The organism is Moraxella sp. ZY200743, from assembly GCF_050885545.1.
Classification (GTDB): Bacteria; Pseudomonadota; Gammaproteobacteria; order Pseudomonadales; family Moraxellaceae; genus Moraxella; species Moraxella haemolytica.
In genome coordinates, this window is sequence record NZ_CP091313.1 from 1316112 (window position 1) to 1341762 (window position 25651).

Consider the following 25651-nt stretch of genomic DNA (forward strand, 5'->3'; position numbering starts at 1 on the left):
TTTATTTATGTTTAAGGCATGTCAATCATTCTTAAGACCCATTTTAGCCATGCTTAAAACTTCCATCGATAAATCACATCAACCGTGTTTTGTGCAGCACTGACCGCCTCAATATAAATACGACGGGTCAGCTGATATCGCATGGACAACTCAGACTCGGCATTAAACAGACCCACGCCATAGCGAATATACAAATCAGGGCTAAGATGACCGGTTACACTCACGATGGTGTCATTTGAGCTACCTGACGCATCAATGGTTAAGCTCTCAAGTCCAAATGCTTGACCGATTTGATTGGTGATATTTCTTGTGCCAGTCAGCCCTAAGCTTAAACCGGCCGCCGCTAGACTGTTGGTTACTTTTGAGCGAAAACCTTGTTCGGAGATTTGGCTGTCTGCCGATTCTGTGATACGCCCTGTTACCAAAGCATTCATTGCCTGCTGTTCGGTCAGACCTGCGTCATTAAATACCGTGATTTCAGGACTGCTGATTGTGCCTTTAACACGCACACCCACCGTCTGACCTTCAATTTGTTTTTCACCTTCAATAGATAGGCGTGGGTTTAGCACATCTCCGTTAAAGCGAACCTGAGCATAGTTAAGTTCAAGATTTTGCCCAATGCCATCAATCTTTGTACGCTCAGATACCTGAATAACACCTTTGGCACGCATTCGCCCCTGTCCTGACTGAGTAAGATGCAACGCCCCCGCTAAAGGAAGTTTTGCTCCCAAGCCACGAAATACCACATCATCTCCCAAATCCAAGCCGATGTCAGCATTGATATCCCAAGGCTCAACAACGGCTAATACCTGCTCAATATCACCTGTCGCACGGCGGTCAAGCACAGTAACATCACTCGATTCACTCACGATACTGGCGGTTGACTCTGGCGGTCTGATGATGGCAGATGGTACAGATACCACACCTTGAATCTGGACATATCTTTCAGAAGGTCGAGCGATGATTTCAATATCTGGTGTCGCTTTGGCGGTCAAAAGGGGTGGTTGATTGAGTTCAAGATTCTCGCCTCGTACTCTCATATGAGCTTGCAAGGTCTTTGACCAGTCCAACTCACCCTTTAGTTCGCCTTTGCCTGAGCCTGCCATAAACTCACCCAACAGCTGTGCATTCGTGCCACGCACCTGCATATTGGCATTTATGCTAGATAGGCTAAGCGGTACACCGACCAACGCCAAATTCGCATCAGACAGATGAGCATTACCATAAAACAGTGGTTGTGTAAGCGTACCACCCAGACCACCACCAATGTTGGCAATGCCAGACAGACGCTGAATATTCGGAAAGAATGGACGCAACACCGCAAGATTGATGTCATTAATAAGCAATGCTCCAGAGATGGGCTTATTCTCACCATAAGGATCAACAATCACATCAGCATAACCACGAGCTACCACCCCTGCCACATCAGCACGCAGCTTTAACCCATCAGCAACACTTTGGGCAATGACAGATACTCGCTCATAAGGCATCTCAACATAAGCACCATCTTGGTCAAGTCCCACACGCCCATTGTCCGAATACAAAACAGCATTAACGCTTGGCTTATCGCCCTGCTGCCAGTCTGCTTGTATTTTACCGCTTAATACCGATTGCCAATGAATGTCGCTAGGTAGCACCGCTGAAAATACCGAAGTATTGAGATTTTGCACCACCAAATTAACACTGCCTGCCGTCTGAGTATAGTGAAGCGTATCTTGCAAGCACAGCGAACCTTGTTGTTCGTGGTTATGCCCCATTGACTGCCAACAATGAGCCGCCACCGAGATACTCTTATCATTAATGCCGTAGCTAAATTCGGTTGGCTGTTTTTGAGTCAGTATGCCAAACTTACTATGCAATGCCCCATTACTTAGCACACCACGATAGCGACCACTTGCTCTATCAAGACTGCCTTCAATTTTAGCATTCACTTGGTTTTGGGCAGATTGCGTACTAATAGCAAGCGTATGATTCTGTTCTTGTCCATAAAAATCAAGACGAGCAGACTTCACCACACGACCCATTGCAATGATATCTTTAACATCAATAAGTAGCTGACTGTCGGCACTGCCAAGATTGATAATCCTGCCCAATGCCCTTGCCTCTTGAATAACCACATTGGCTGTACGCACACCACCTGCCGACACATCAATGTACAAAGTTGGCAAAGAGTTGCCATCATCCATCAAAATGATACCGCCTTTAATCGCTCCTTGAACATCTGGTAAAATCTGGCTTAAATCCGTGATAGAAATAGTAGTGGTCAGGTTGGATTTGTCGCCATCTAGACGAATACCATTCTCACCCCAGCGTACATCAAGCTGATTGGCATCTAAGCGTTTGATGATATTTTGTGCCATCTTAGCACGACTATCAATTTGCCCTCTTAGAGCTAGGATTTCATCAATATTTTTAGGGGTTTGGGTTTTTAGTTGTCCAAAATACGCCTTTAAATCCTTAGGCAAAGACAGTTCAGCCGATAAAGATCCTTTGGCATCAAAAGGCTGATTTCGTACCATGCCCACAAGGTCTAGCTTATCAACATAGATGGTCTGCTGATGCTCCTGCCAATCCCCACGCACCGCCACACTTCCTGTCAAATCACTTGGCACTTCTTTAAAGAATGCCCCAAGATCAAAGTGGTTCATATTCGCCATCATATCCCAAGAATAGCCATGCGTAATATCCAAATATCCTTTGGCATCAAACTCGCCTGCCACCCCATGATAAGCAAGCCTATTGATATGATATTTTTGCCCCTCGCCAGCAACATCTATATTAAAGCGACCCTTAGGCAACTTGTCATGACCTACCTCACCATCAAATCGCACCGCCACATTAGACAGCTGCTCATTATTGTAGTGTCCTGTGCTATTTAACCTACCTGTTATCACAGCATTCAGATTTTCTTGGTTGAAATGATGTGTATCAAGCTCATCTAAATCCGCTAAGACATCCCAACTGACGCCATCATCAAAACCGACCTTGCCTGATAACTTGACCTGACCTGCATTTGAACTGGCGTGAAGTTTATGAATATCAATGGCTTTAAGGTTGCCAGAGATATGCGTGTTAAGCGTCGTCTGTGTCATACTCGGCACAAAAGACTGATTTACTTTGCCATCAAACAACGCATCAAAATGACTCAGCTCGCCATCAGACACACGCACACTGGCACGACCCAAGCCTGCAATAGCAACCATCTGCCCATCATTAAGTTTGGCGGTCAAATCCGACTGCTCAATATTGACATCATGAATGCTTAGTCCTTTACGCTTAGAATCTTGACGCATTCTGCCTGATGCTTTTAGTGTACCTACGATGCTTTGAAGTGGTGTTTTATTTGGCTCATCAAAATAAGCATTGGGTAACAGTTCAGTGGTCTTGGCATCTATCTGCCATGATAGTGGTTTTTGGGTGCTAGCAAGCTCAACATAGCCAGCCCCTGACAAATTGCCCATCGCTCCATCATAGACAAAATTACTTAAATGGATGCGTTCACCCCCATCAATCCTTGCTTTGACCGTATAATCCCCCATAGGGGCGACAGACAGCTCATTGATGCGTCCTTGTACATCAATGAAAACCCGCCCTTTTTCTAAACGGATATCTGCCATGCCTTGTGGTGAGCGAATATTGCCTAAATTTGGCACATCTTGGCGAATCAGGTTTTGCCAGTCGGCATGAATTCGCCAAGGGGCATTAGGTATATCTTGAGATTGACTTAATGAAACTTGTATCTGCTCGCCATCTTTTTGATTTAAATCAAAGTCAAAACGAGTCTTGCCATCTTCATCTAAATAAAAATAATCAATGCTCAAATCACCCGTCAAGGTCTTTGGCAGATACGCTTGATAGTCTTGGTATTCACTGGGTATAATTTCACGAATCTTGTAGTTATTACCCGTTAAAGTAGCGTGCAACTCAAACTCATCTTTCCATGACATATCAGCTTTGGCGGTCAATGCACCACTTGGTGTGTCAGCACGCAAAAACGGAATCGCCATGCCACCATCACGCACCACACCACGACCACGATAACGACCAGACGGTATGTCTTTAGCCGATAAGTCTGTATTGATTCTAAGTTCAATATCGCTGATGACCCCATCGGCGGTGATGACACCATCTGTTAAAGTAATGCTTTGTTCGGTCGCATAAGGCAAGACCACTTTATCAAAGCCAATCTTAGCACTAAATGGCGAATTCTCATCTAGACCTTGTGCAATAAACTCCCCTTGAATATCATAACCATGATATTTGGAGGTCAAAGTTCCAACCGTTCGTTTTAGCGTACCTGTAGCATGGGTGTTTAGCACACCAAAATAAGCGTTTTTAATCGCCTGCACTTCCACATCTGCTGATACATTCAGTGGATAATCACCAGTCAGCTCAATTTGACCATCAATATTACTGACCGTTACGCTGTCATCGTAGCGGATTGTCGCTCCATTAAGCTTAATTTTGGTGCCTGTCCACAGACCATCATTGATGCGAATGTCATGTAAATAAATAGGCTCTTTGGTAGCTTGATGATAAACAATGTGCTTAACTTGAGTATTTTCAAGTTTTAACGCAACAGGCAAATCAATGGTAGCATAATCAAAAGGCTCGTCTGTTGGTGGCTGTTTATTGACAACCTGCAAAGTGTCAATCTGGCTGTTCACCAAATGCACTTGGCGTGCCAACACCGCACGAAAGCCTAACTGAACATAGGCACGATCAATCTGAATCTGCATATCTTCGCCATGAGCAATGACAATATCAGACACCCACACACCCTGCCTTAGATTACCTTCAGAATACTTTAGGCTAGTGCCAGTTTCTAGGGCAATTTTTTCCAATAAAAACTTGGTGCCTGATTGTGTTCCCATCGCATAAAATAAGATGACAAACATCAATACCATTGCAACAAGTAATGTAACAATGGCACGAATCAGATAAATGAGCCATTTTGGCTTGTTATTTGATTGATGGTTTGAGCCATTATTAGGCTGATTTGGGTGACTGCCTAATTGCTCGGTTGGATTTTGACCATGAGAATTTTGCACAGACGATTTTAAAGCGTCGGCATGATTTGTTGTTGTATCACTATTGGATTGATGAGAAAAATTATCAGTCATGGCAAAATTATCAAAAATTTATCAAATATTATATTACTATCACAAAAGTTAAAACACACAGCTCAATTAAAACGGCGTACCAATAAAGAAGTGTAGCTTAATTGGATTGCCTTTTTCACCCACTCCTGTCGCTACATCAACACGCACCTGACCCACAGGAGACGCCCAACGCACACCTACCCCAGCACCAATCTTGGTTGCATTGCTAAAATTCTTATCATAAGCATTACCAACATCGGCAAATGCAGCCAACCTAAGGCCATTCATTACTTCATAGTTGTACTCACCACTTGCCACTGCCAACGCCTGACCACCTGTCAAATAACCCCTATCCGAGATGGGAGATAAACTTTCGTAGCTATAGCCACGAATGCTGTGATCACCCCCCGCAAAAAACCTAAGTTTATAAGGTACAGACTCAAAGTCATTTGCCCATAGATAGCCTGCATTGAGACTACCAATCAGCTGATGGGCACGGTCTTTGCCATAAGCATTATCCCCAAAGCTATAAATACCGCCCACACCTGCTCGCACAATCGCCATGTTTATATCTGTAACCAGTCCTTTTGCACCCACTTCAACCGAATAGTTTTGACTGTAACCACGCATTGGATTGACAGGATTGTCAAAGGTGTTTTTATTGATGGCATAACCTGCCAACAATGCCTCCTGTCTTGGCTTGCCATCAATAAATCTCACCGGTAAATCCGACCACAGACCAATCGGCACGCCCGTCTCAAGCCCATCTAAACGATAACGAAGAGAGTAGCTCCTATTCCAACCTGATTCATTAATGATATTGCGACTGATACTCTGTTGCAATGTCTTAGCACGCAAATCAAAAGTCCCTACACTGCCACCAACCACTTCTTCATTATAGCTTAGTGACGCACGCAGTTTGTCGTTTAATGGGTGGGTCAAAGGTCTGGTAACATACAGCCCAACCCCTTTTTTCTCTTGGGATAAACGCACATCCGCCCCTGCTTGATACCCATCTTTATTGATGAGATTATGCTCAAACTTAGCAATCAAGCTAGCACCACCATCTGAACCCCAACCTAAACCGATTTGGGCATCACGAGGCTTATCACTACCCACAAAGATATAAAGTGGTACTTTTTTATCAGTGTGTACTTGCTGTGGGGTTTTTCGATGAGCAAGCGTTGGTATGCCTGCTCCTTGAAAAGAATCTGCCACATCACGACTCTCATCAGGCAAAATCATCTTTGCCACACTACTCACCGCATCACTAATCCGCCCCAAGATACTTTTTGATTGCCTATGCGTGTCTGTAACCAATAACCTATCCTCAGGCATACTATATAGCCTTTCTGCCTTTTGAGTAACTAACGCCAGCTTATCTTGAACTACCTGTGAAGCGGTAAACTCAATTGGAGAAACCTCTAATACAACGCCATCTCCCATATCCACAAGCTCGCTTTGTCCCACTTCGCCACTTTCAGCCTCAAGGGAGATATTTTGGTCGTCATCCGTACTAGCAGAATTGGCGGTAGGTAGTACAAGCTCAGTATTCACTGCATTAAAATAACCAGTTGCCAACAGATTGTTGCTTAAGTTACGCACAGCTGTACGATTATAGGCATCACCCATCTTAAAAGTTACCAGCTTTTTTAGTAGTTCAGCTTTGACAGGCAGTTTGCTAGGGTCGGTGGTTAATTGCTTGGTTTCTTCATCAAAAGTGAAAAACACCACCTCATCAAACTCATACTGCTCACCACTATCATAGATTAAGTTCACATCAGCCAGATTATCTGGCAAGATGACATCTGCTGAGTTACTCAGCCACCTACCATCAAAATAACCCTGTTCAGCACTCACTTCGGTAATAGCACCTTTTGCCGCTTCGTAATGACCATGATGAAAGGTGTCATCAAAGGATAGATTGGCTTTTTCGGTCGCTTTTTGATAGGCAGGGTTTTTTACTCCTTCACCACGCACTTCTAATACTTGAGATGCAATGCGTACTGGCTCACCAAGCTCGTGGATAATCACAGCAACTTTGCCAACTTCTCTCTTGGTGATGCCAAAATCCACTTCATAGTAGCCCACCGCTCTTGCTGCTGACTGTACTGTCTGCCTTAGGCGTGGCAAGGCACTATTAAAATCTCTGACGCTCTCGGCGGTTATGTCTTCAAGGGCGGCCTTAATGTTAGCAAACGGCTCTTGTTTTAGTTCGCCTTTTTTTAGCTTGATGGGTGTTTGCAGACTGTGATTTTGGCTATGATAAAACTCAGTATCAAGGCGTACTACCGCCTCTACACCATCATTGAACAGCCTGCTATATAGTCGTTTTACAATATTAGGTTGTTTAATCTCATCTTCTTCTATCACCACTTGCATGGCGTCATCAAGCTGAGGCTGTCTTTGTGGGATATAGGCTCTTGGGTCAATGCCAACACTTTGTCCATCTTCTGTTGTCAATCCAAGAGTTTGTAAGGTATCTGGAGTGGGAATCTTAGTAATACTATCCACATCAAGACCGACAGGTGTTTTATCATCATCAAGGCGTGAGATGAAATCGGCTTCTGCTTGTGCCACCAATAGTGGGTTTTCTTGGGCGGCATTTTCTAATCGTGCTTGGATTTGGGCTGGGGTATACAACGATATATCAGCGATGCTTTGGGCGGACTGCTCGATTTGCTCATTCAGTAAAGATTTACCATCTTTTAAGGTTTTAGATATGCTATCATCATAAATATCAGCAATGGGCGTGGAGTTTGGCAGCACATCTTGGGTGTCCTTGCTTGCCCACGCTTCGTACGACAGACCAAGCATCGCTAAAGATAGAGTGGTGCGTAACAATCTACCCTGACCGCCTTGAGTTATTTTATCATCTGCCTGCAACCGCTTTTTCATGCCACCGCCCACCAAAAACACCAATTCTTTTAAAAAGATAATACAATAAATATATAATATAAAATAAACACTAAAATAAAAATACCTGCTATTATAACAAACTAATTCATATTAACAATCCTTTATTTATGGCATCACAACTCTCCCTTTTTAAGCGTCGTCATTTTAGTGCAATGTTTTTTACCCAATTTTTAGGGGCATTTAATGACAATATCTTTAAACAGGCTCTTATTTTAATATTAACCTATACCGCTGTGACCAAAATGGGCATGAAAATCAGCCAACTGAATAATTTGGCGGCACTGCTTTTTATTCTACCTTATTTTTTATTCTCGGCATTAGCAGGACAAATCGCTGACAAATACGAAAAATCCATGCTAACACAAAGCATCAAGCTACTAGAAATCATCATCATGGCGATTGCAGCGATTGGTTTTTGGTTTGAGCTGTATTGGTTGCTATTTTTGGCGTTATTTTTAATGGGTACACAATCCACTTTTTTTGGTCCAGTTAAATACGCCTACCTATCAGAAGTCATGCACAAAAACGAATTGGTCGGAGCCAATGGATTGTTCCAAACAGGTACTAGCCTTGCCATCTTAATAGGCATGATAGTAGCAGGTCTACTCACACAGCTAAATCACGCCAATATATGGCTGATTGGTGTTACTCTCATTGTTGCTATTTTAGGATATATCTCTGCTAAATTTTTACCTTATACGCCTGCTCGTGCCACAGATTTAGCAATCAATTGGAATATCTTTAGCACCAGTTTTTCACTCATCAAGTACTTATATTCACTGCCTTTATTGTTTTTTGTCATTATTGGCAATAGTTGGTTTTGGTTCTATGGAGCGACTTTTTTAACCCAGATGCCTGAACTTAGCAAGATGATTTTGCACAGTGATGAATCAGTGGTGATTTTGCTGTTAATACTGTTTTCTGTTGGGGTTTCTTTAGGCTCTTTGCTATGCAAAACCTTGACCAAAAATCAAGTCAGTCTAAAGCTACTACCCTTTGGTATGATTGGACTTAGTCTATTTGCCATTGATTTGTATTTTTCATTATCAGCCATCAATATATCCAGTGGTAGCATACATGACATCAGCTCAATATTTGGCGTACAAGGGGCATGGCGAGTATTTGCCGATTTGTTTTGTTTGGGGTTTTTTGGTGGCGTGTATATCGTGCCGATGTACGCATTCATGCAGGCTTACGCCCCCATCAGCCATCGCTCAAGAATCGTAGGGACAAATAATATTTTTAATGCCATCTTTATGGTTGGCTCGGCAATTTTTTCCATCATCATGTTATCTCAACTAGGGTTAAGTTTACCCATGCTGTTTTTTGTCTCAGGGATACTAAACGCCTTGTTTGGCATATTCTTATATCGCAAACTCATGAAGTATCGCCACACCATGGTCATGAATGATGATAACACAAGTACATTGTGATATTTGTGATTGTTAGTACTAATGTTACAACAACGCAACATTTTGCGACCAAATACTTGAAAAAATCTATCAACCCATTAAGATAAATCTGTTATCATTAAAAAAATATTCCACTTGATATCAAAGTTGTATTTAAGGAACTTATCATGAAAAAACTTACCGTATTAGCACTTAGCCTAAGCATACTGGGTCTAAGCAGCACAACTGTTCACGCAGCCCCAAAAAACACCAAAACAACCACCACCAAAACATCTGCAAAAGCAAAACCTTCAGCCAAATCCAAAACCAATAAAAAAACCTCAAAAACCACCTCAGCACCAACCATTCAAGAGCTAACCGCAGGCACAATCTCTCCGCTAGCCCCACAAATGCGTAGTGAGATTACCACCACCATCATCAATAACAACGCCGCCAATCTTCTAGCCACCCCCATTGCAGGTCTGCCCACACCAGCAGCAACCATATCCAACATTCAAAATGTCCCAACGGTATTAACCCCTGCCAATCAATCAGGTAATATCCTAATGGATACCACCTTGATGGATGAGTTTATTGCAACAGTCTCACCAAATGCACGCCACTATCCGCCAAGTTTCCCAACGGTAACCGCCGAATATCTAACCACTCAAAATGTCAAACACTTGTCAGACTGGATTGAACCTTTTGCCAATGCTTCAGACGCATCTTTTGATATTGTCTTGCGTGCCGCCAAACTAAACGGCATCGCTCGCAACCTAAATGTCGGCACCGACTATTCTGTGCGCGCATCAAATCATATGCAAAAGGCCTTGCGTCTAAAACCAAACCACCCTGAAGCCAATTTTCTGTTGGGCATGATGATTAGTGAAGCAGGTGGTTTTAATGAAGGTAAAAAATATCTAGACAAATCAGTCTCGCTAGGCTACATTGAAGCAGAGCAAAGCCTTGCTCAAGCAGACCTATTAAATGACAAAAAAGATGCTGCCTTGTCACGACTAAAGGCATTGCAAGCCAAGCATCCTGACAACGCTCAAATCGCCAATCAAATCAAAATCATCAATGAAGGTGGTTACTATATTTGGCGTTCTGATGACAAGCCACTTAATATCAAACCTGTTAAGTAGTAATCAAGTATTTTTGATTGGCATAAGATTGCTTATAAAATAATGCTTTATAGAAAATTCTGTTTTTGGGCATCTGCACAGAAACAGAATTTTTTGTTGCTCATCAAGACTAATTTGGATAGACAACCATCAAATAATTGGTACAGCCACTCACCCAATAAAAAAACCGTCCACTCGGTCGGTTTTTTTATTATAATGCAGTTAATGCTTTACAGTTGAAATTCATGCACCGCATCAACAAACACTTTGGCATGATCTGGATTTGCCCACTGGGTGATACCATGGCCAAAGTTCGCTACATAACCTGTATGGATACCGCTACCATAGACATCGCTTAGCATATGTTGCACCGCTTGGCGGATACTCTCAGGCGTTCCGTATAGGGTAGCAGGGTCTAGATTGCCTTGAATCGCCTTGGTACGACCCAATGCCACACGAGCCTTATCTAATGGCATGGTCCAGTCAAAACCTAACGCATCTGCCTTGCTGTCTGCTTGCACATCAACCCATAAACCGCCACCTTTGGTAAACATAACCACAGGTACATCAGGATGGTTAGCTTTTAGGACATCGATGATACGGCGGTTATATTGATGGCTAAATTCAATAAACTGGCGATGACCTAACGCCCCACCCCAACTATCAAAAATCTGCACAAGGTTCGCCCCTGCAACAATCTGAGCACCCAAATACTCAGCTACTGCATCAGCGATTTTATCCAATAATGCGTGCAACAACTCTGGGTGTGCATACATCATTTCTTTGGCATGGCGATATTCTTTTGAACCACCACCTTCTATCATATAAGTCGCCAGTGTCCAAGGCGAACCACTAAAACCAAATAATGGCACTTGCCCACCCAAAGCATGACGAATACTTGTTACCGCATCAGTAACATAGCTTAGATCTGCCATGTTTAGCTTAGGTAGGTTGGCTATATCAGCTTCGGTGCGGATGGTTTTTTGAAATCTAGGACCCTCGCCTGCTTCAAAGTACAGACCCAAATCTAAAGCATCAGGTACAGTCAAAATATCACTAAATAAAATTGCCGCATCCAACTCAAAACGACGCAAAGGTTGTAAAGTTACTTCAGTAGCACGAGCCGTGTCTTTGCACAAGCTCAAAAAGTCACCTGCTTCAGCACGAGTTGCCTTATATTCTGGTAGATAACGCCCTGCCTGACGCATCATCCAAACAGGTGTAGTATCCACCTCTTCAAAACGCAATGCTCTTAATAGTCGATCATTTTTTAGAGTTGGGAAATTATTATTTGTCATAAAATATCCATCAAATTATTGAAATCAAATGATTTAAGATATATAAAATAAACACTTAGCGTATCATCAAAGAACCGCCATGTCATCACGATGCACCATAATGACTTTGTCATTATTTAAATTCAAAATTCGCACAATTTCATCGGTGTGCTTTTGAATGATGGCTTTGGCATCTTTGCTACCAAAACCTACCTGCCCCACCGCCAAACGCACTTTTTGGGTATTGACAATTTCCACCACATCACCTGCATCAAAATCGCCTTGAACCTCCACAACACCCACAGGAAGCAAAGATTTTCCTTGCTCGGTAATGGCATTCATCGCCCCATCATCAATCACGAGCGTACCCACCATACGAATGTGGGTAGCAAGCCATTGTTTTTTTGCAATCAGGCGGTCGGCATGATCGGTGGTCAGTCGTGTGCCAATAGATTCGCCGTCCACCAATCTTGTGATGACATTTTCTACCTTGCCATTAGCGATGATGGTTGGACAGTTTGCCATCGCGGCCAATCTACCTGCACGGATTTTGGTTAGCATACCACCACTACCCCATTTACCGCCATCACCTGCCACATCAAGCAAATAATCCGCCATGGCTCGTTCGTTTTGTATGAGTGTAGCATTGGGGTTGGTGCGTGGATTATCGGTAAATACACCCTCTTGGTCAGTCAAGATGATGTATAAATCCGCCCCCACCAGCGTGGCACTCATCGCCCCTAAAGTATCATTATCCCCAAATTTTATCTCACCAAAACTTACCGTATCATTTTCATTGATAACAGGCACGACACGCCACTCAATCAGCTGGCTTAAAGTTTGGCTAATATTTAGATAACGAGAACGATGAGCCAAATCATCATGAGTAAGCAAAATCTGTGATGACTGCACGCCTTTTTGGATAAGAGCCTGCCACCATGTCTCAATCAGCCCCATTTGCCCAATAGACGCACAAGCCTGCAAGGCGGACAGTTTTTTGGGGCGTTCAGGCAAGTTCATCCGAACCACCCCTTCAGCAACTGCTCCGCTAGAGACCAGTATCACCTCAATGCCACGAGCGTGGATTGTGGCGATTTGCCTTGCCCACTCATAAATGGCAGTGCGGTCAAGCCCACGACCATTATTCGTCAATAAAGACGAACCGATTTTAATGACAATACGCTTTGGTTGATTATTCATAAAACTCTCTCAATATTACCAACAAAACCCTTGATTAATAAGGAGCGTATTCCACCGCCACATCATAATCGTCATCATTCCAATCATCATCGTCATCATCCGACAAGCCTTCTCGCTCGGCTTTACGGCGGGCACGATAAGCCTCTTTTTGGATTTCGGTATTGTGACGAACCTCTTCTTCTAGACGAGCAAAGCGTTCAGCTTGTGCTTCGGCAAAATCACTATCTTCCGCCTCTCGTTCTTGTTCTGCCTCAATTTCGCTCATCAGGTGATATTTAATCTCATCAACACCTTGTCCAATGATGGTTGAAGTGCAAAAAAACTCACCCTGCCAGTCTAGCTCTTTGATGATGTGCTCGCACACATCCTTCACCTCGCCATCATCTAATTGGTCAATTTTATTTAACACCAAAATTTGTGGTAATTCACTAAGGCTTTTTGAAAATTTTTCAAGCTCATGCAAAATGATTTTGGCGTTATCCACAGGATCAGAGCCATCAATGGGCTTGACATCTACAATATGTAGCAATCTGCGAGTACGAGCAACATGCTTTAAAAAACGAATACCAAGTCCTGCTCCATCAGATGCCCCTGCGATCAAGCCTGGAATATCTGCCATCACAAAAGATTGGTGCGTGCCAACATCCACCACGCCCAAATTAGGCACAAGCGTAGTAAATGGGTAATCAGCAACCTTAGGGCGAGCTGATGACACTTGGCGGATAAAGGTGGATTTTCCAGCATTGGGCAATCCAATCAAACCCACATCCGCCACAACTTTTAGTTCTAATTTGATATTCTTAGCTTCCCCAGCAAAACCTGGAATGGCTTTTCTAGGGGCTTGGTTGGTGGAGGTCTTAAAACGAGTGTTGCCAAAACCGCCATCACCACCTTTGGCAACCAATACCATCTGCCCAACTTCTGTCAAATCACCAATCACCACATCAAGGTCGGTGTCAATGATGGTTGTGCCAACTGGCACTTTTAGATAAATGTCATCTGCACCTTTGCCAGAGCAGTTTTTTGAGCGACCATTTTCGCCTCGCTTGGCTTCAAATTTACGAGTATAGCGAAAATCTACCAGCGTATTGGTGTTGTCATCAGCAACGACATAAACACTGCCGCCCTTACCGCCATCTCCGCCATCAGGACCACCTTTTGGGATGAATTTTTCACGGCGAAAGCTGACGATACCATTGCCACCATCGCCCGCCTTTACACTGATTACAGCTTCATCAATAAAACGCATGAGTTTCTCTTTAAAATTTTTTAAAATTAACTTAGCATTATAGCATAGTTTTGGGAAAATTTGATTTTATCTATCAAATCTCCGCCGAAAAAATAACCCAAAATATAGCGATAAACCTCTATTTATTCACAAAATTAGTCTATTTTTTCTCCCACTGTCTGATCAGAAAAGCCCATCACAGCCACCACCGAACAGACAGCATGTATTGGTATTGTTATGGCATATGGAGTAGAATATTTAAATCACCTAAAGCGAAAATCTCAGTGCATCGGTGTTGTCATCAGTAGCGACATAAACACCACTGCCGTTGTTGCTTTGACAGATGTCAAAATAATGTTAAAATACTACCCATATCCACGATTAGATATTCATCACTTCATCTTAATAATCAAAATACGCACAAGGACATAAAATGCTTTTAATGATTGATAACTACTGCAGCTTTACCTACAATATTGTGCAATATTTTGGCGAATTGCAACAAAATATCCAAGTATTTCGTAATAACGAAACCACGCTTGATGAAATCCGCACACTCGCCCCCAAAGCCATTATCTTAGGCCCTGGTCCTTGTAGTCCAACAGAAGCAGGTGTTACCTTGCCCATCTTAAATGAACTATCAGGCGAAATCCCCATCTTGGGCGTATGCTTAGGTCATCAGGCAATCGGGCAAGCCTTTGGTGGTCAAGTCGTGCGAGCAGGTGAGGTCATGCACGGCAGACTTTCCCCCATTCATCATCACAACACAGGCGTTTTTGAGGGACTACCTAGCCCGTTTAATGCCATTCGCTATCATTCACTTGTGATTGATAAAAATACCCTGCCTGACTGCCTAGAGCTGACTGCATGGACAAAAAACACCGATGGCAACATTGAAGAAATCATGGGTGTACGACACAAAACACTAGCAGTAGAAGGCGTACAATTTCACCCAGAATCCATCTTAAGTGAACATGGCTATCGCATTTTTAATAACTTTTTGGCACGGCATGGACTATCAAAATTAGAACACAACGCCCTACCTCAGGTTGCTTAAGTTAATTGCAATCAGCCACCTATAGCCACCAACCAAACCAACCTGCAAGGATTGACATGATTACACTTGATAACATCCACTTACTTGACGATGATGAGATTCACAGTTTTTTAAGCCAAAGCCTTAATCAATTATTAAAACATCAAGACCTAGATACCACTACCATGCGTGCGGTCATGCTTGCCATCATGCATGGACGCTGTCCTGATGCCTTGATGGGAGCGATTTTGATTGCTCTGCGTCTTAAAGGTGAGAGCATTAACGAAATCAGTGTTGCTGCTGATGTCATGCGACAACTGGCAGATAAGGTGGTGCTTGATGATTTGACTGGTGTGGTGGATATTGTCGGTACAGGTGGCGATGGAGCAAGTCTCTTTAATGTCTCAACCGCTGCTGCTTTTGTGGTCGCATCAAGCGGTGCTATTGTTGCCAAACATGGCAATCGTGGCGTTTCTACCAAATCAGGTTCTTCAGATTTATTACAATCGGCAGGAGTTCGCTTAGATTTAGATAATCAGCAAATCCACGCCTGCCTTCATGAACAACAACTGGGTTTTTTATTTGCTCCCAATCACCATAAGGCAATGAAGCACGCCATCGGTGTCAGAGCCCAATTAAAGGCACGCACTATCTTTAATGTATTAGGTCCACTGACCAACCCAGCTGGCGTGGTCAATTCGGTCATCGGTGTGTTTGATAAACCTTTATGCCACCCATTGGCACAGGTCCTAAAAAACTTGGGCAGTCGCCATGTCATCGTGGTGCATTCTACCGATGGTTTAGATGAATTTAGCTTGGCAGGTGATAACTTTGTTAGCGAACTCAAAGATGGGGTTATCACCGATTATATTGTTCGACCTGATGATGTTAATTTAGCCACACAATCTTTAGAAGGATTGACCGTTAGCTCCCCAGAAGACAGTTTATCTCTAATAAAACAAGCCCTACAGGGTACATCAGATGACGCACGCATCAAAAAAGCTCAAGACATCATCGCCTTTAATGCAGGGGTGGCAATTTATGTGGCAGGCAAGGCCGATAGCTTAAGACATGGGGTTGAGCTTGCCAAACAGCTCATCAATCATGGTCAAGGCTACCAAAAATTACAAAAATTCGCTGCTTTTACCCAATCGCTAAAATCCACCTAACTGACATTTACCCTAAATAAACAAGACTTCGCCATCTTAACAATATCATCGGAAGACGCCATGACTCACCCAAACACACCAAGCATTCTACAAAAAATAGTCGCAACAAAGCACCAAGAAATCATCAATGCAAAACAACAACTTAGTCAAGAAGCCCTGCTTGACATCATTCATCAAAACAAAGATACACCAAGGGGTTTTGCTGATGCCTTGCGTGCCATTGATACCAAGCGTGGCAACATCGGCGTCATCAGCGAAATCAAAAAGGCTAGCCCATCAAAGGGCATTATCTGCCAAAATTTTGACCCCACTGCCATTGCTCAAGATTATGTCAAAGCAGGTGCTACCTGCCTATCGGTTCTGACCGACCGTGAGTACTTTTTGGGTCATGACAACTACATGAAAGACGCCAGAGATGCCTGTGCATTACCTGTGCTTCGCAAAGATTTTATGGTGGACGACTATCACATCTACGAATCTCGTGCCTTAGGAGCAGATTGCATTTTACTCATCATGGCATGCCTTGATGATGAAACAGTGTTTCGCCTGCACGCACTTGCCATTGAATTAGGCATGGATGTATTGATTGAGATTCACACTCAAGATGAGCTTGAGCGTGCCTTAAAACTTCCTAAAAGCAAGCATAATATCTATGGTATCAACAACCGAGATTTAAATACTTTTAAAGTGGATTTAGCACACAGTATTCGCCTGTGCGAGCGTTTGTTTGAGGTGCTTGATGATGATGCGTTAGTGGTGAGTGAAAGTGGCATTAATGATGCAGATGACATTCATCTTATGCAAAATAACCGCATTCACCATTTCTTAATTGGCGAGCAGTTTATGAAAACCGATAATGCTGGCGATGCTCTAGCCAAGCTATTATCTAGTATCTAACCCATCATTGATATTTTGATACAAGTTTTTATCATCAAAATTATCTACCAGTTTGATTAACCAACTGATGCCGGATAACAAAAAAGCGCATGAATTCATTCGCTTTTTTGTTATCAATCCATTAACAGAGCAATTATCCAAGTTGTGGAAATAGCGTTCTAAGACCATTGACCATAATCTCAATGGACAACGCCGCCAAGATAATACCCATCACACGATTGATGACATTAAGACCTGTATTACCCAACACCTTGCTAATCCGCCCTGCCCCCATCAAGCATGCATAGCAAAATAGACTGATGGCAAGTCCTGATGCCAAAATCATCAAAATACCTGCAAGACTGTTATACTCAGCAGCATAGATAATCACAGTAGAAATCCCACCAGGACCTATCATCATCGGAATGGCAATTGGCACAACTGCCACGCTTGCAAGACCGCCCACTTGACTTCGTTCACTGATCTCGTCATCGACATCTTTTTCTTGGGGCTTGGCAGGATTGTTACCAGCACTCATCATATTAAGAGCAATCAGCAATAGCAACAAACCACCCGCCATACGAAATGACCCTAAAGAAATGCCCAATACCTGCAATAATAGCTCGCCAAGCAATACAAAAAACGAAATCGTAATAAATACGGTCAAGCAAGCAGTGCGTGCCACTTTTTTCTTAGCATTATCCGAATGACCATTGGTAAAATGCAAAAACAGCATCAATGCCCCCAATGGATTGATTAATACCACAAATGCCAGCGTAATTTTAACTATATCAATTTCCACAACCATCACTCATCTTTTGCAAAAGACATCGTTCATTTAAAAATATCTTCATTCAAGAAGCAAAAACAATTCGTCAATTATCAAGCCTATCAATGGATTATTACAAACTGGTGGCGGCATAAATCACAGGCAACACCGCCTTGATACCACTAATGACAATCTCAACCGCCACTGCTGCCAAGAGCATACCCATCACACGACTCATGATACTAAGCCCTGTATCACCCAAAAATCGGCTAATCTTAGACGAGGTTAACAAAGAAATATAGCAGAACATCGAAATCAAAAATCCTGCCCCTACAATTGATAATTTTTGTGAAACCGATGGCATTTGACTAGCATAGATAATCACAGTAGAAATCCCACCAGGTCCTATCATCATCGGAATGGCAAGTGGTACAACCGCCATCGCCGCCAGTGGGCTATGCACACTAATACTATCGCCATCAGGCTTAACAGGGTTGCCACCACCATTCATCATGCTAATGGCAATCAAAAATACCAAAATCCCACCTGCAATCTGAAACGACCCCACCGAAATCCCCAAAAATTTCAGCAGATGATCGCCCATGAATGCAAAGAATGCCACAGTCACAAATATGGTCAAGCAGGCAATTTGAGCGACTTTCTTTCGGTCTTTAGGGGTGTAACCATTGGTGATATTTAAAAACAACCCCAATGCACTAAAAGGGTTGATAAGCACCACAAAAGCCAAAATAATCTTAATCAGTTCAATATCCATAATTTTTCTTAACTACCATTGTTGATCTTTAATAAACAACTCGCAATAAACACCTATTGTAACATAAGGCAGATGAAATACTTACCAAAATCCGCACTTTATGGTAAAATTTTATTCTCTTTTTATCAGCAAAAGCACCTTACCAGTATGCAAAACACGATTGATAATAACGATTTTCAAGATAAGCACGCCATCGTTCTATTCTCAGGCGGACTTGATTCAACTACTTGTCTTTACTGGGCAAAATCACAATTTAAAAGCATCACCGCCATCAGTTTTCGATATGGACAACGACATTCTAGCGAACTTATTGCTGCCAAAAAAATCACCGAAAATCTAGGCGTTGATCATCGCATTATTGATATTGACATCGCTCAACTTGGTGGCTCTGCTTTAACAGATCAAAACATCAGCGTGCCTGATTATGACGCCCACTCCAATGCCGTACCCATTACTTATGTACCTGCCAGAAATACCATTTTTTTATCTTATGCACTGGCAGCAGCTGAGGTCATGCAGGCAAATCACATCGTCATCGGCGTCAGTTCGGTAGATTTTTCGGGCTATCCTGACTGTCGCCCTGATTTTATCGAAGCATTTGAAAACCTTGCAAACCTTGCCACCGTTGCAGGGCGTGCAGGCAATCATCTAAGCGTCCTTGCCCCATTGCAGTATCTCTCAAAATCTCAAACCCTAGAGCTTGGTCTGTCTTTGGGCGTGGATTATGCCAAAACAGTATCTTGCTATCAAGCAGATGATGACGGCCGTGCCTGCGGTATGTGCGACAGCTGTGCACTACGCCAGCAGGGCTTTGCTCATGCAGGCATTGCCGACCCTACTCGCTATCGGCACTCGGTAGATTAACTGTTTTTAAAGCACCAAAGCCACAGTGATTACCGATGACTTTAGTACTTTTTGATCTTTGATTTTATTTAATGATTGACTTTTCTATACCTTCTCAATAAAATACCGACCAGTTGGTTTTAAAAACTTTGGCTTCTTGTGCAACTGTCCATTAGCCACACTCCATTACCGCTTTATACCATCTTAACCGTGCTATTATATCCAAAAAAAGCACCGAATTTACCCACCGAAATGGTATCAGCTTATCATAAACATAATAGCCAATGGCTTTTTAAAATCAATGATTCATTCACGATTAGCCACCCAAAAATACAGGAAAACCATGGAAAATCAATCACTTGATTTATTTAACAATACCCAAACAAAACGCAAAAACAACCCTGAGCTACTAAAGCACAATCTACTTATTGCCGCCAAGACACTCATGCTAGAAGATGGCATTGCCAACCTTTCCATTCAAAAAGTCGCCACTTTGGCAGGGATAAGTAAAGGTGGGTTGTTTCATCACTTTAAGAATAAAGAAATGCTGATTGCTTCTGTATTTGAGCTATTCATCGCTCAAGTAAACACCGCCATTTTAGAAGAGATTGAGCAGCTTGGCGAAAGTAAAGGTGTGTTTACTCGTGCTTATGTGAATGTATTTTTTTGCAATGATAGCATTGGTCTATCTAGCGACTGGGCAGGCTTGATTCGTGCCATGAATGCCGAGAGCAAACTTGTTTTACTATGGTCAAATTGGCTAAATCACAAACTAAAAACCTACGCCCATACCGATGATGATGTGCGTCTTGCTAGCATCCGCCATGCAGTTGACGGGGCTTGGTTAAATGACCTACCTGATGACAATCTGCCCAAGATTCATGCTTACCTAAACAAGCTGATTGATGATATTGTGGCATAAAATACACCAAGTTGTACATTGGGTTATTTTAAGTGCTTGTTAAAACATAAAAAACACCGCCTTCGTTAAGCGGTGTTTTTAAAATAAGCGATCAGCTTGATGGATACAGCCTAGATAGCATAACCCAACGCATAGAACGCCACCAATACCACAGCGATAATCACTGTGCCAATGTTTAGTTTATGAAACTCGCCTGCAATGATGCGTCCAAGTACCAATGACGCAAAACCAAGCATGATACCAGTTACAATGTTTGCTGTTAGCACAATGAACACTGCACAAACCAGGCCACTCATCGCACCCACAAAGTCTTCAAAGTCAAGCTTTGAAACATTGCTTAGCATAAGCAAACCCACATACATCAACGCAGGTGCTGTTGCATAGCTTGGCACTAAGAACGCCAAAGGACCAAAAAACAGCATAAGCAAGAACAATGCACCCACCACAACAGCAGTCAGTCCTGTCTTGCCACCAACTGCCGTGCCTGCCGCCGATTCAATGTACACAGCAGCAGGTGCTGTACCAAACAGACCTGAGAAAATACTTGACACCGAATCAGCAGTCAATGCCTTGCCACCATTGATGATTTGACCATCTTTATCTATCAAGCCTGCCTGCCCTGCCACCGCACGAATCGTACCTGTGGCATCAAACACCGCTGTCATCACTAAAGCAAATACCGCAGGCAACACTACCGCATTTAATGCACCCATGATATCTAGATTGAAAAACTGCGACTCACCATCAATCACTGGTAATTTAAAGATAGAGCCGCTAAATTGCACATTCGGATCAATAATCAGCCCAATCGCCGTGATGGCGATAATCACCCAAAGAATACTACCCTTGACTCGCTTGCGTTCAAGACCAATGATGGCAGCCAAACCAAGCAATGACATCAGCACAGGGAATGAAGCAAATTCGCCCATCTTGACAGGCAAGCCTGCATCATTTTTAATGACCAAACCCACACCATTAGCAGCAATGAGTAGCAAAAACAAACCGATACCAATACCTGCACCATGAGCGATGGCACTTGGCAAATTTCTCAAAATCCAAGCACGAATGCCCGTTACCGAAATCAGCGTAAACACCACACCCATCAAGAATATCGCACCCAATGCCACAGGAATGCTAATACCTTGACCCAAAACAAGACTAAACGCCGTAAAGGCAGTCAAGCTGATTGCACAACCAATCGCCATCGGCACATTTGCCCACAGACCAATTAAAATTGAGCCAAGACCTGCAACCAAGCAAGCAGCAATGAATACTGACTCAGCAGGAAAGCCCGCTTGCGACAGCATATTAGGAACAACGATAACCGAGTACACCATCGCCAAAAATGTCGTCAAGCCTGCAATGATCTCTTGACGCACAGAAGAGCCACGCTCTTCGATTTTAAAAAAAGAAAGCAAAGACATAAAACGCCTATTGAGTTTGCCAAAGTAACAATAAAGAAGAAAAAATTTACTAATTTTACTTGATAGTGAGTTTTTTTACAATTTTTAACGAATAGATTTTTGTAATTTTAGATAATTTTTTAAAAATTTAGAAAAAACACGGAGAAATTATGCGGACTTTTGCAAGTTTTTTAGGTAAAATGGTATGCCTTAATGAAAGATGATAAAGCCTAGCACTTTATACCTAGCACCTTATCTCAATCTTATTTTTCTTTTATAGTAACAGAACATTTAATATCATCCATGAAAAATACTCAAGAAAATATCACTCTACCTACTTTTCTGGTCAATCTAGTGGTAGGCGATGATGAACACACCATCAGCTTACCAAATTGGTTACAAGAATACAATCAAGGATTGATCTTGTATTTTTACCCCAAAGATAACACACAAGGCTGTTCAGTGCAGGCGGTTGATTTTAGTCAGTTAAAACAAGCATTCGCCGACAAAGGCTATCAGGTCATTGGCGTATCTCGTGATGGCATCAAGTCGCACCACAATTTTATCAACAAAAAAGAGCTATCCATCGCTCTTGTTAGCGATAGCAACGAAATGCTCTGTCAACACTTTGATGTCATCAAAGAAAAGATGATGTATGGCAAGACGCATTTAGGCATTGTTCGTTCAACCTTTGTGTTTGATAGTGCAGGGCAGATGATTGCCAGCTATCGCAACATTAAGGCTAAAGATCACGCCCAAACGCTACTAGATATGCTATAAATTCATGCAAAACCCATGAAAGTTCTACATTTATCGTCATCATTAAAGCATGATGAATCCGAGCGTGGCATCTACGCCATCACGCACGCACTCATGCGAGCAGGTCATGAATCTGTTGTCATTGGTGCTGCTCACGAAGATGAGGAGTTGGTTACTCGTCTTTTGCGTGATGGCACGATTTATCACCGCTTGCCCATGCCAAAAAAATCATGGTGGGCATTAAAGCATGTCTACAAATTAAGACAACTCATCTGTGAATATCAGCCAGACATCATTCATGTACACTCTCGAACACCTGCATGGGTGCTACACTGGTCATTAAAACTCATCGCTAAGGACAAACACCCCAAAATAGTCGCTACCATGTATGGATTTTACCCGCTCAATTCATACTCTAGAGCACTATTTAATGCCGATATTATTATCACCGCTTCAAAAAGCATAGATAAATACCTAAAAGACAAACTTACCGACAAAGAAGAAGATTTACAACAATTACCCTTTGATATCATATGCGTCAAGCGAGGCATTGATGTTCGCACCTATCCCTACCGCCATCATGCTTCGGTGTACTGGCTGCATAATGTTTTTGCTCAGTATCCAGAACTTGAACACAAAAAATGGCTACTATTTCCCACACCCATTGGCACACAGTATGGTCAAGAATGGCTGGTAGATATTCTGGGAAATCTGCAAGACAAATTCCCTGACATTCACGCCATCATTGCTGAAGACTTAGAGTTCAACTTAACCGACCAAGATGTATCCCACGAAGAATTCATTCAAAGAATTCATGCATTAGGACTAGATGATAAAGTTACTTTCATCGGCAGACGACCGCTCGATATGAGAGAGTGGCTGTCATCCGCCAACATCGTTCTTGCTCTTGCTAATCATCCAGAGAGTATCGGCATCACCGCCTTGCAAGCCATTCATCTAGGTACGCCTGTCATCGGTTGGGCAAAGGGGGCATTTGCTGATATTTTATCCGCCACCTACCCACAAGGTTTGGTCAAAGAGCAGACCGCTACCGCTTTATGCAAAGCAGTCAAATCACACCTACAAAATCGCCTACGCCCCACCATGACACACGAATACACCATCGAGCAGATGACTGCTGAGACTTTGGCAGTGTATCAGTCGCTTATGCCTGAATGCAAACTGGTAAAAAATGACCGTCATGACAACTTGGTTTGTATTCGCATTGATGACTAATCCTATTTGTTCAGCCATTTATGGGCTACCACTCAATCTGGCACACCAACCGATACAAACACAACCAAACACAAAAAAATAACCCAGCTTATCTAAGCTGGGCGTGTGGGTAAATACCATCCATAGCAAACAGTCCTTTGGCAATCATTGCCTGTGGCTAAAGCCACCCAATCTCCTTATCATCTATCCATGTGCATATTATAAAACGATACATGCAGACATACCATCAGCCATTACCGCCACAAAATGTAAGAAATCGCCGACAGATAACTTTATTCATAAAAATCACAAAAAGCACTTGATTTTTTATGAATAAAAGTGCATAGTTATAGGCTTATTTTTAACAACTTAACCAGTGTGATGATTGGTCGGCTTAGGCTAATAATCACACTCCATTAAAGGTAAATGCAATGGCAGAAAAATTAGTCGTAGGCTTAGTGGGTTGGCGTGGCATGGTAGGTTCTGTGCTGATGACTCGCATGACTCAAGAGGGTGATTTTGAGCATATCACACCTGTATTTTTTTCAACCAGCAACGCCGGTGGTCAAGCACCGAACTTCGGGGTTGATGCAGGTACACTAAAAGACGCTAACGACATTAACGAACTTGCCAAATGCGATGCCATCATTACCTGTCAAGGTGGCGACTACACCAAAGCCATTCACCCTGCCCTACGCCAAAGCGGTTGGCGTGGCTACTGGATTGACGCAGCAAGCTCTCTACGCATGGACGATGATGCAGTCATCATCTTAGATCCTGTGAATCGTGATGTGATTGATCAAGCTCTAGCTAACGGTCAAAAAGATTTCATTGGTGGCAACTGCACAGTGAGCCTGATGCTCATGGCAATTGGTGAACTTTTCCGCCGTGGATGGGTTGAATGGGTGTCTGCCATGACTTATCAAGCCGCCTCTGGTGCAGGTGCCGCCAATATGCGTGAGTTAATCACAGGTATGGGTGTACTGCGTGATAGTGTTGCTGACGAGCTTGCCAACCCTGCTTCTGCCATTTTAGACATCGACCGCACCATTGCTACCACTCAGCGTTCGGACGACTTTCCAAAACAAAACTTTGGTGCAGTCTTAGCAGGTAGCCTAATTCCTTATATTGATAGTCAGCTTGATAATGGTCAATCTCGTGAAGAGTGGAAAGGTCAAGCCGAAACCAACAAAATCCTAGGAAAATTAGGTGATGAACTCATCAATATTGACGGCATCTGTGTGCGTATCGGTGCGATGCGTTGCCATAGCCAAGCCCTAACCATCAAACTAACCCAAGACATTCCACTAGAACAAATCGAACAAGCCTTGCGTGAAAGCGATAATCCTTGGCTTGATGTGGTTGAAAACGACAAAACTGCTAGCATGGAACGCCTAACCCCTGTAGCAGTTACTGGCACACTAAATGTAGCGGTTGGTCGTTTGCGTAAAATGAATATGGGTGGTGAGTACCTAACAGCATTCACCGTAGGCGATCAGCTATTGTGGGGTGCTGCTGAGCCACTTCGTCGTATGCTCGCCATCATTCAAGGTCGCATTTAATCCTTGTAAAGAATACAAAAAAGCATGCTATTTTGGCGTGCTTTTTATGTTATGATATGCATGATTTTAGCTTTGTTGTCT

Annotated in this window: 18 protein-coding genes; 10 read left to right on the forward strand and 8 right to left on the reverse strand. The window is 42.8% G+C overall.

The window, feature by feature from the left end; genetic code table 11:
• Positions 1-53 precede the first annotated feature (53 nt).
• Together L3D27_RS06390 and L3D27_RS06395 are read right to left on the reverse strand one after the other, a co-directional pair.
• Complete coding sequence (locus L3D27_RS06390; protein ID WP_432480666.1) at positions 54-5123, reverse strand: translocation/assembly module TamB domain-containing protein; 5070 nt, start codon at positions 5121-5123, stop codon at positions 54-56.
• Positions 5124-5189: 66 nt separating this feature from the next.
• A complete protein-coding gene (locus L3D27_RS06395) occupies positions 5190-8000 on the reverse strand; it encodes an autotransporter assembly complex protein TamA (RefSeq protein WP_432480667.1) in 2811 nt (936 codons plus the stop codon).
• Between the two features lie 128 nt (positions 8001-8128).
• Between L3D27_RS06395 and L3D27_RS06400 the strand changes: the two genes are divergently transcribed.
• Entirely contained in the window at positions 8129-9454 is a 1326-nt protein-coding gene (locus L3D27_RS06400) for an MFS transporter (protein WP_432480668.1), read from the forward strand.
• Positions 9455-9600: 146 nt separating this feature from the next.
• Positions 9601-10557, forward strand: a complete 957-nt coding sequence (locus L3D27_RS06405) for a tetratricopeptide repeat protein (RefSeq protein ID WP_432480669.1) — start codon at positions 9601-9603, stop codon at positions 10555-10557.
• Positions 10558-10766: 209 nt separating this feature from the next.
• On the opposite strand, the gene hemE is transcribed toward L3D27_RS06405, so the two are convergent.
• The 3 genes from hemE to cgtA form a co-directional block, all read right to left on the reverse strand.
• Positions 10767-11834, reverse strand: a complete 1068-nt coding sequence (hemE, locus tag L3D27_RS06410) for a uroporphyrinogen decarboxylase (RefSeq protein WP_432480670.1) — start codon at positions 11832-11834, stop codon at positions 10767-10769.
• A 66-nt stretch (positions 11835-11900) separates the two neighbouring features.
• Positions 11901-13013, reverse strand: coding sequence for a glutamate 5-kinase (gene proB / locus L3D27_RS06415; RefSeq protein WP_284672927.1), 1113 nt, complete (start codon positions 13011-13013; stop codon positions 11901-11903).
• Positions 13014-13047: 34 nt separating this feature from the next.
• A complete protein-coding gene (gene cgtA / locus L3D27_RS06420) occupies positions 13048-14262 on the reverse strand; it encodes an Obg family GTPase CgtA (protein WP_432480671.1) in 1215 nt (404 codons plus the stop codon).
• A 412-nt stretch (positions 14263-14674) separates the two neighbouring features.
• Between cgtA and L3D27_RS06425 the strand changes: the two genes are divergently transcribed.
• From L3D27_RS06425 to trpC, 3 genes are read left to right on the forward strand one after another with little or no spacing between them, the layout of a single operon-like run.
• A complete protein-coding gene (locus L3D27_RS06425; protein WP_432480672.1) occupies positions 14675-15298 on the forward strand; it encodes an aminodeoxychorismate/anthranilate synthase component II in 624 nt (207 codons plus the stop codon).
• Between the two features lie 56 nt (positions 15299-15354).
• Complete coding sequence (trpD, locus tag L3D27_RS06430) at positions 15355-16446, forward strand: anthranilate phosphoribosyltransferase (RefSeq protein ID WP_432480673.1); 1092 nt, start codon at positions 15355-15357, stop codon at positions 16444-16446.
• 60 nt (positions 16447-16506) lie between these two features.
• A complete protein-coding gene (gene trpC / locus L3D27_RS06435) occupies positions 16507-17343 on the forward strand; it encodes an indole-3-glycerol phosphate synthase TrpC (RefSeq protein ID WP_432480674.1) in 837 nt (278 codons plus the stop codon).
• A gap of 133 nt (positions 17344-17476) precedes the next feature.
• Here the strand turns inward: trpC and L3D27_RS06440 are convergent, their stop codons facing one another.
• A complete protein-coding gene (locus L3D27_RS06440; RefSeq protein ID WP_432481887.1) occupies positions 17477-18124 on the reverse strand; it encodes a MarC family protein in 648 nt (215 codons plus the stop codon).
• 100 nt (positions 18125-18224) lie between these two features.
• A complete protein-coding gene (locus L3D27_RS06445) occupies positions 18225-18866 on the reverse strand; it encodes a MarC family protein (protein WP_432480675.1) in 642 nt (213 codons plus the stop codon).
• A 147-nt stretch (positions 18867-19013) separates the two neighbouring features.
• Here L3D27_RS06445 and queC point away from each other — a divergent pair, with 147 nt between their 5' ends.
• Together queC and L3D27_RS06455 are read left to right on the forward strand one after the other, a co-directional pair.
• On the forward strand, positions 19014-19730 hold the full coding sequence (gene queC, locus L3D27_RS06450; protein WP_373628712.1) for a 7-cyano-7-deazaguanine synthase QueC: 717 nt from the start codon (positions 19014-19016) through the stop codon (positions 19728-19730).
• A gap of 322 nt (positions 19731-20052) precedes the next feature.
• Positions 20053-20631, forward strand: a complete 579-nt coding sequence (locus L3D27_RS06455) for a TetR/AcrR family transcriptional regulator (RefSeq protein ID WP_432480676.1) — start codon at positions 20053-20055, stop codon at positions 20629-20631.
• 110 nt (positions 20632-20741) lie between these two features.
• Here the strand turns inward: L3D27_RS06455 and L3D27_RS06460 are convergent, their stop codons facing one another.
• The gene (locus L3D27_RS06460; protein ID WP_373628688.1) at positions 20742-22055 is read right to left on the reverse strand and encodes an NCS2 family permease; all 1314 of its coding nucleotides are present in this window, start codon (positions 22053-22055) and stop codon (positions 20742-20744) included.
• 282 nt (positions 22056-22337) lie between these two features.
• Here L3D27_RS06460 and L3D27_RS06465 point away from each other — a divergent pair, with 282 nt between their 5' ends.
• From L3D27_RS06465 to asd, 3 genes are all read left to right on the forward strand, one after another.
• The gene (locus L3D27_RS06465) at positions 22338-22814 is read left to right on the forward strand and encodes a peroxiredoxin (protein ID WP_432480677.1); all 477 of its coding nucleotides are present in this window, start codon (positions 22338-22340) and stop codon (positions 22812-22814) included.
• A gap of 15 nt (positions 22815-22829) precedes the next feature.
• Positions 22830-24029 (forward strand): glycosyltransferase family 4 protein, encoded by a 1200-nt coding sequence (locus tag L3D27_RS06470; protein WP_432480678.1) that lies wholly within the window; start codon positions 22830-22832, stop codon positions 24027-24029.
• A 410-nt stretch (positions 24030-24439) separates the two neighbouring features.
• Positions 24440-25570 (forward strand): aspartate-semialdehyde dehydrogenase, encoded by a 1131-nt coding sequence (asd, locus tag L3D27_RS06475; RefSeq protein WP_432480679.1) that lies wholly within the window; start codon positions 24440-24442, stop codon positions 25568-25570.
• The last annotated feature ends 81 nt before the right edge of the window (positions 25571-25651 follow it).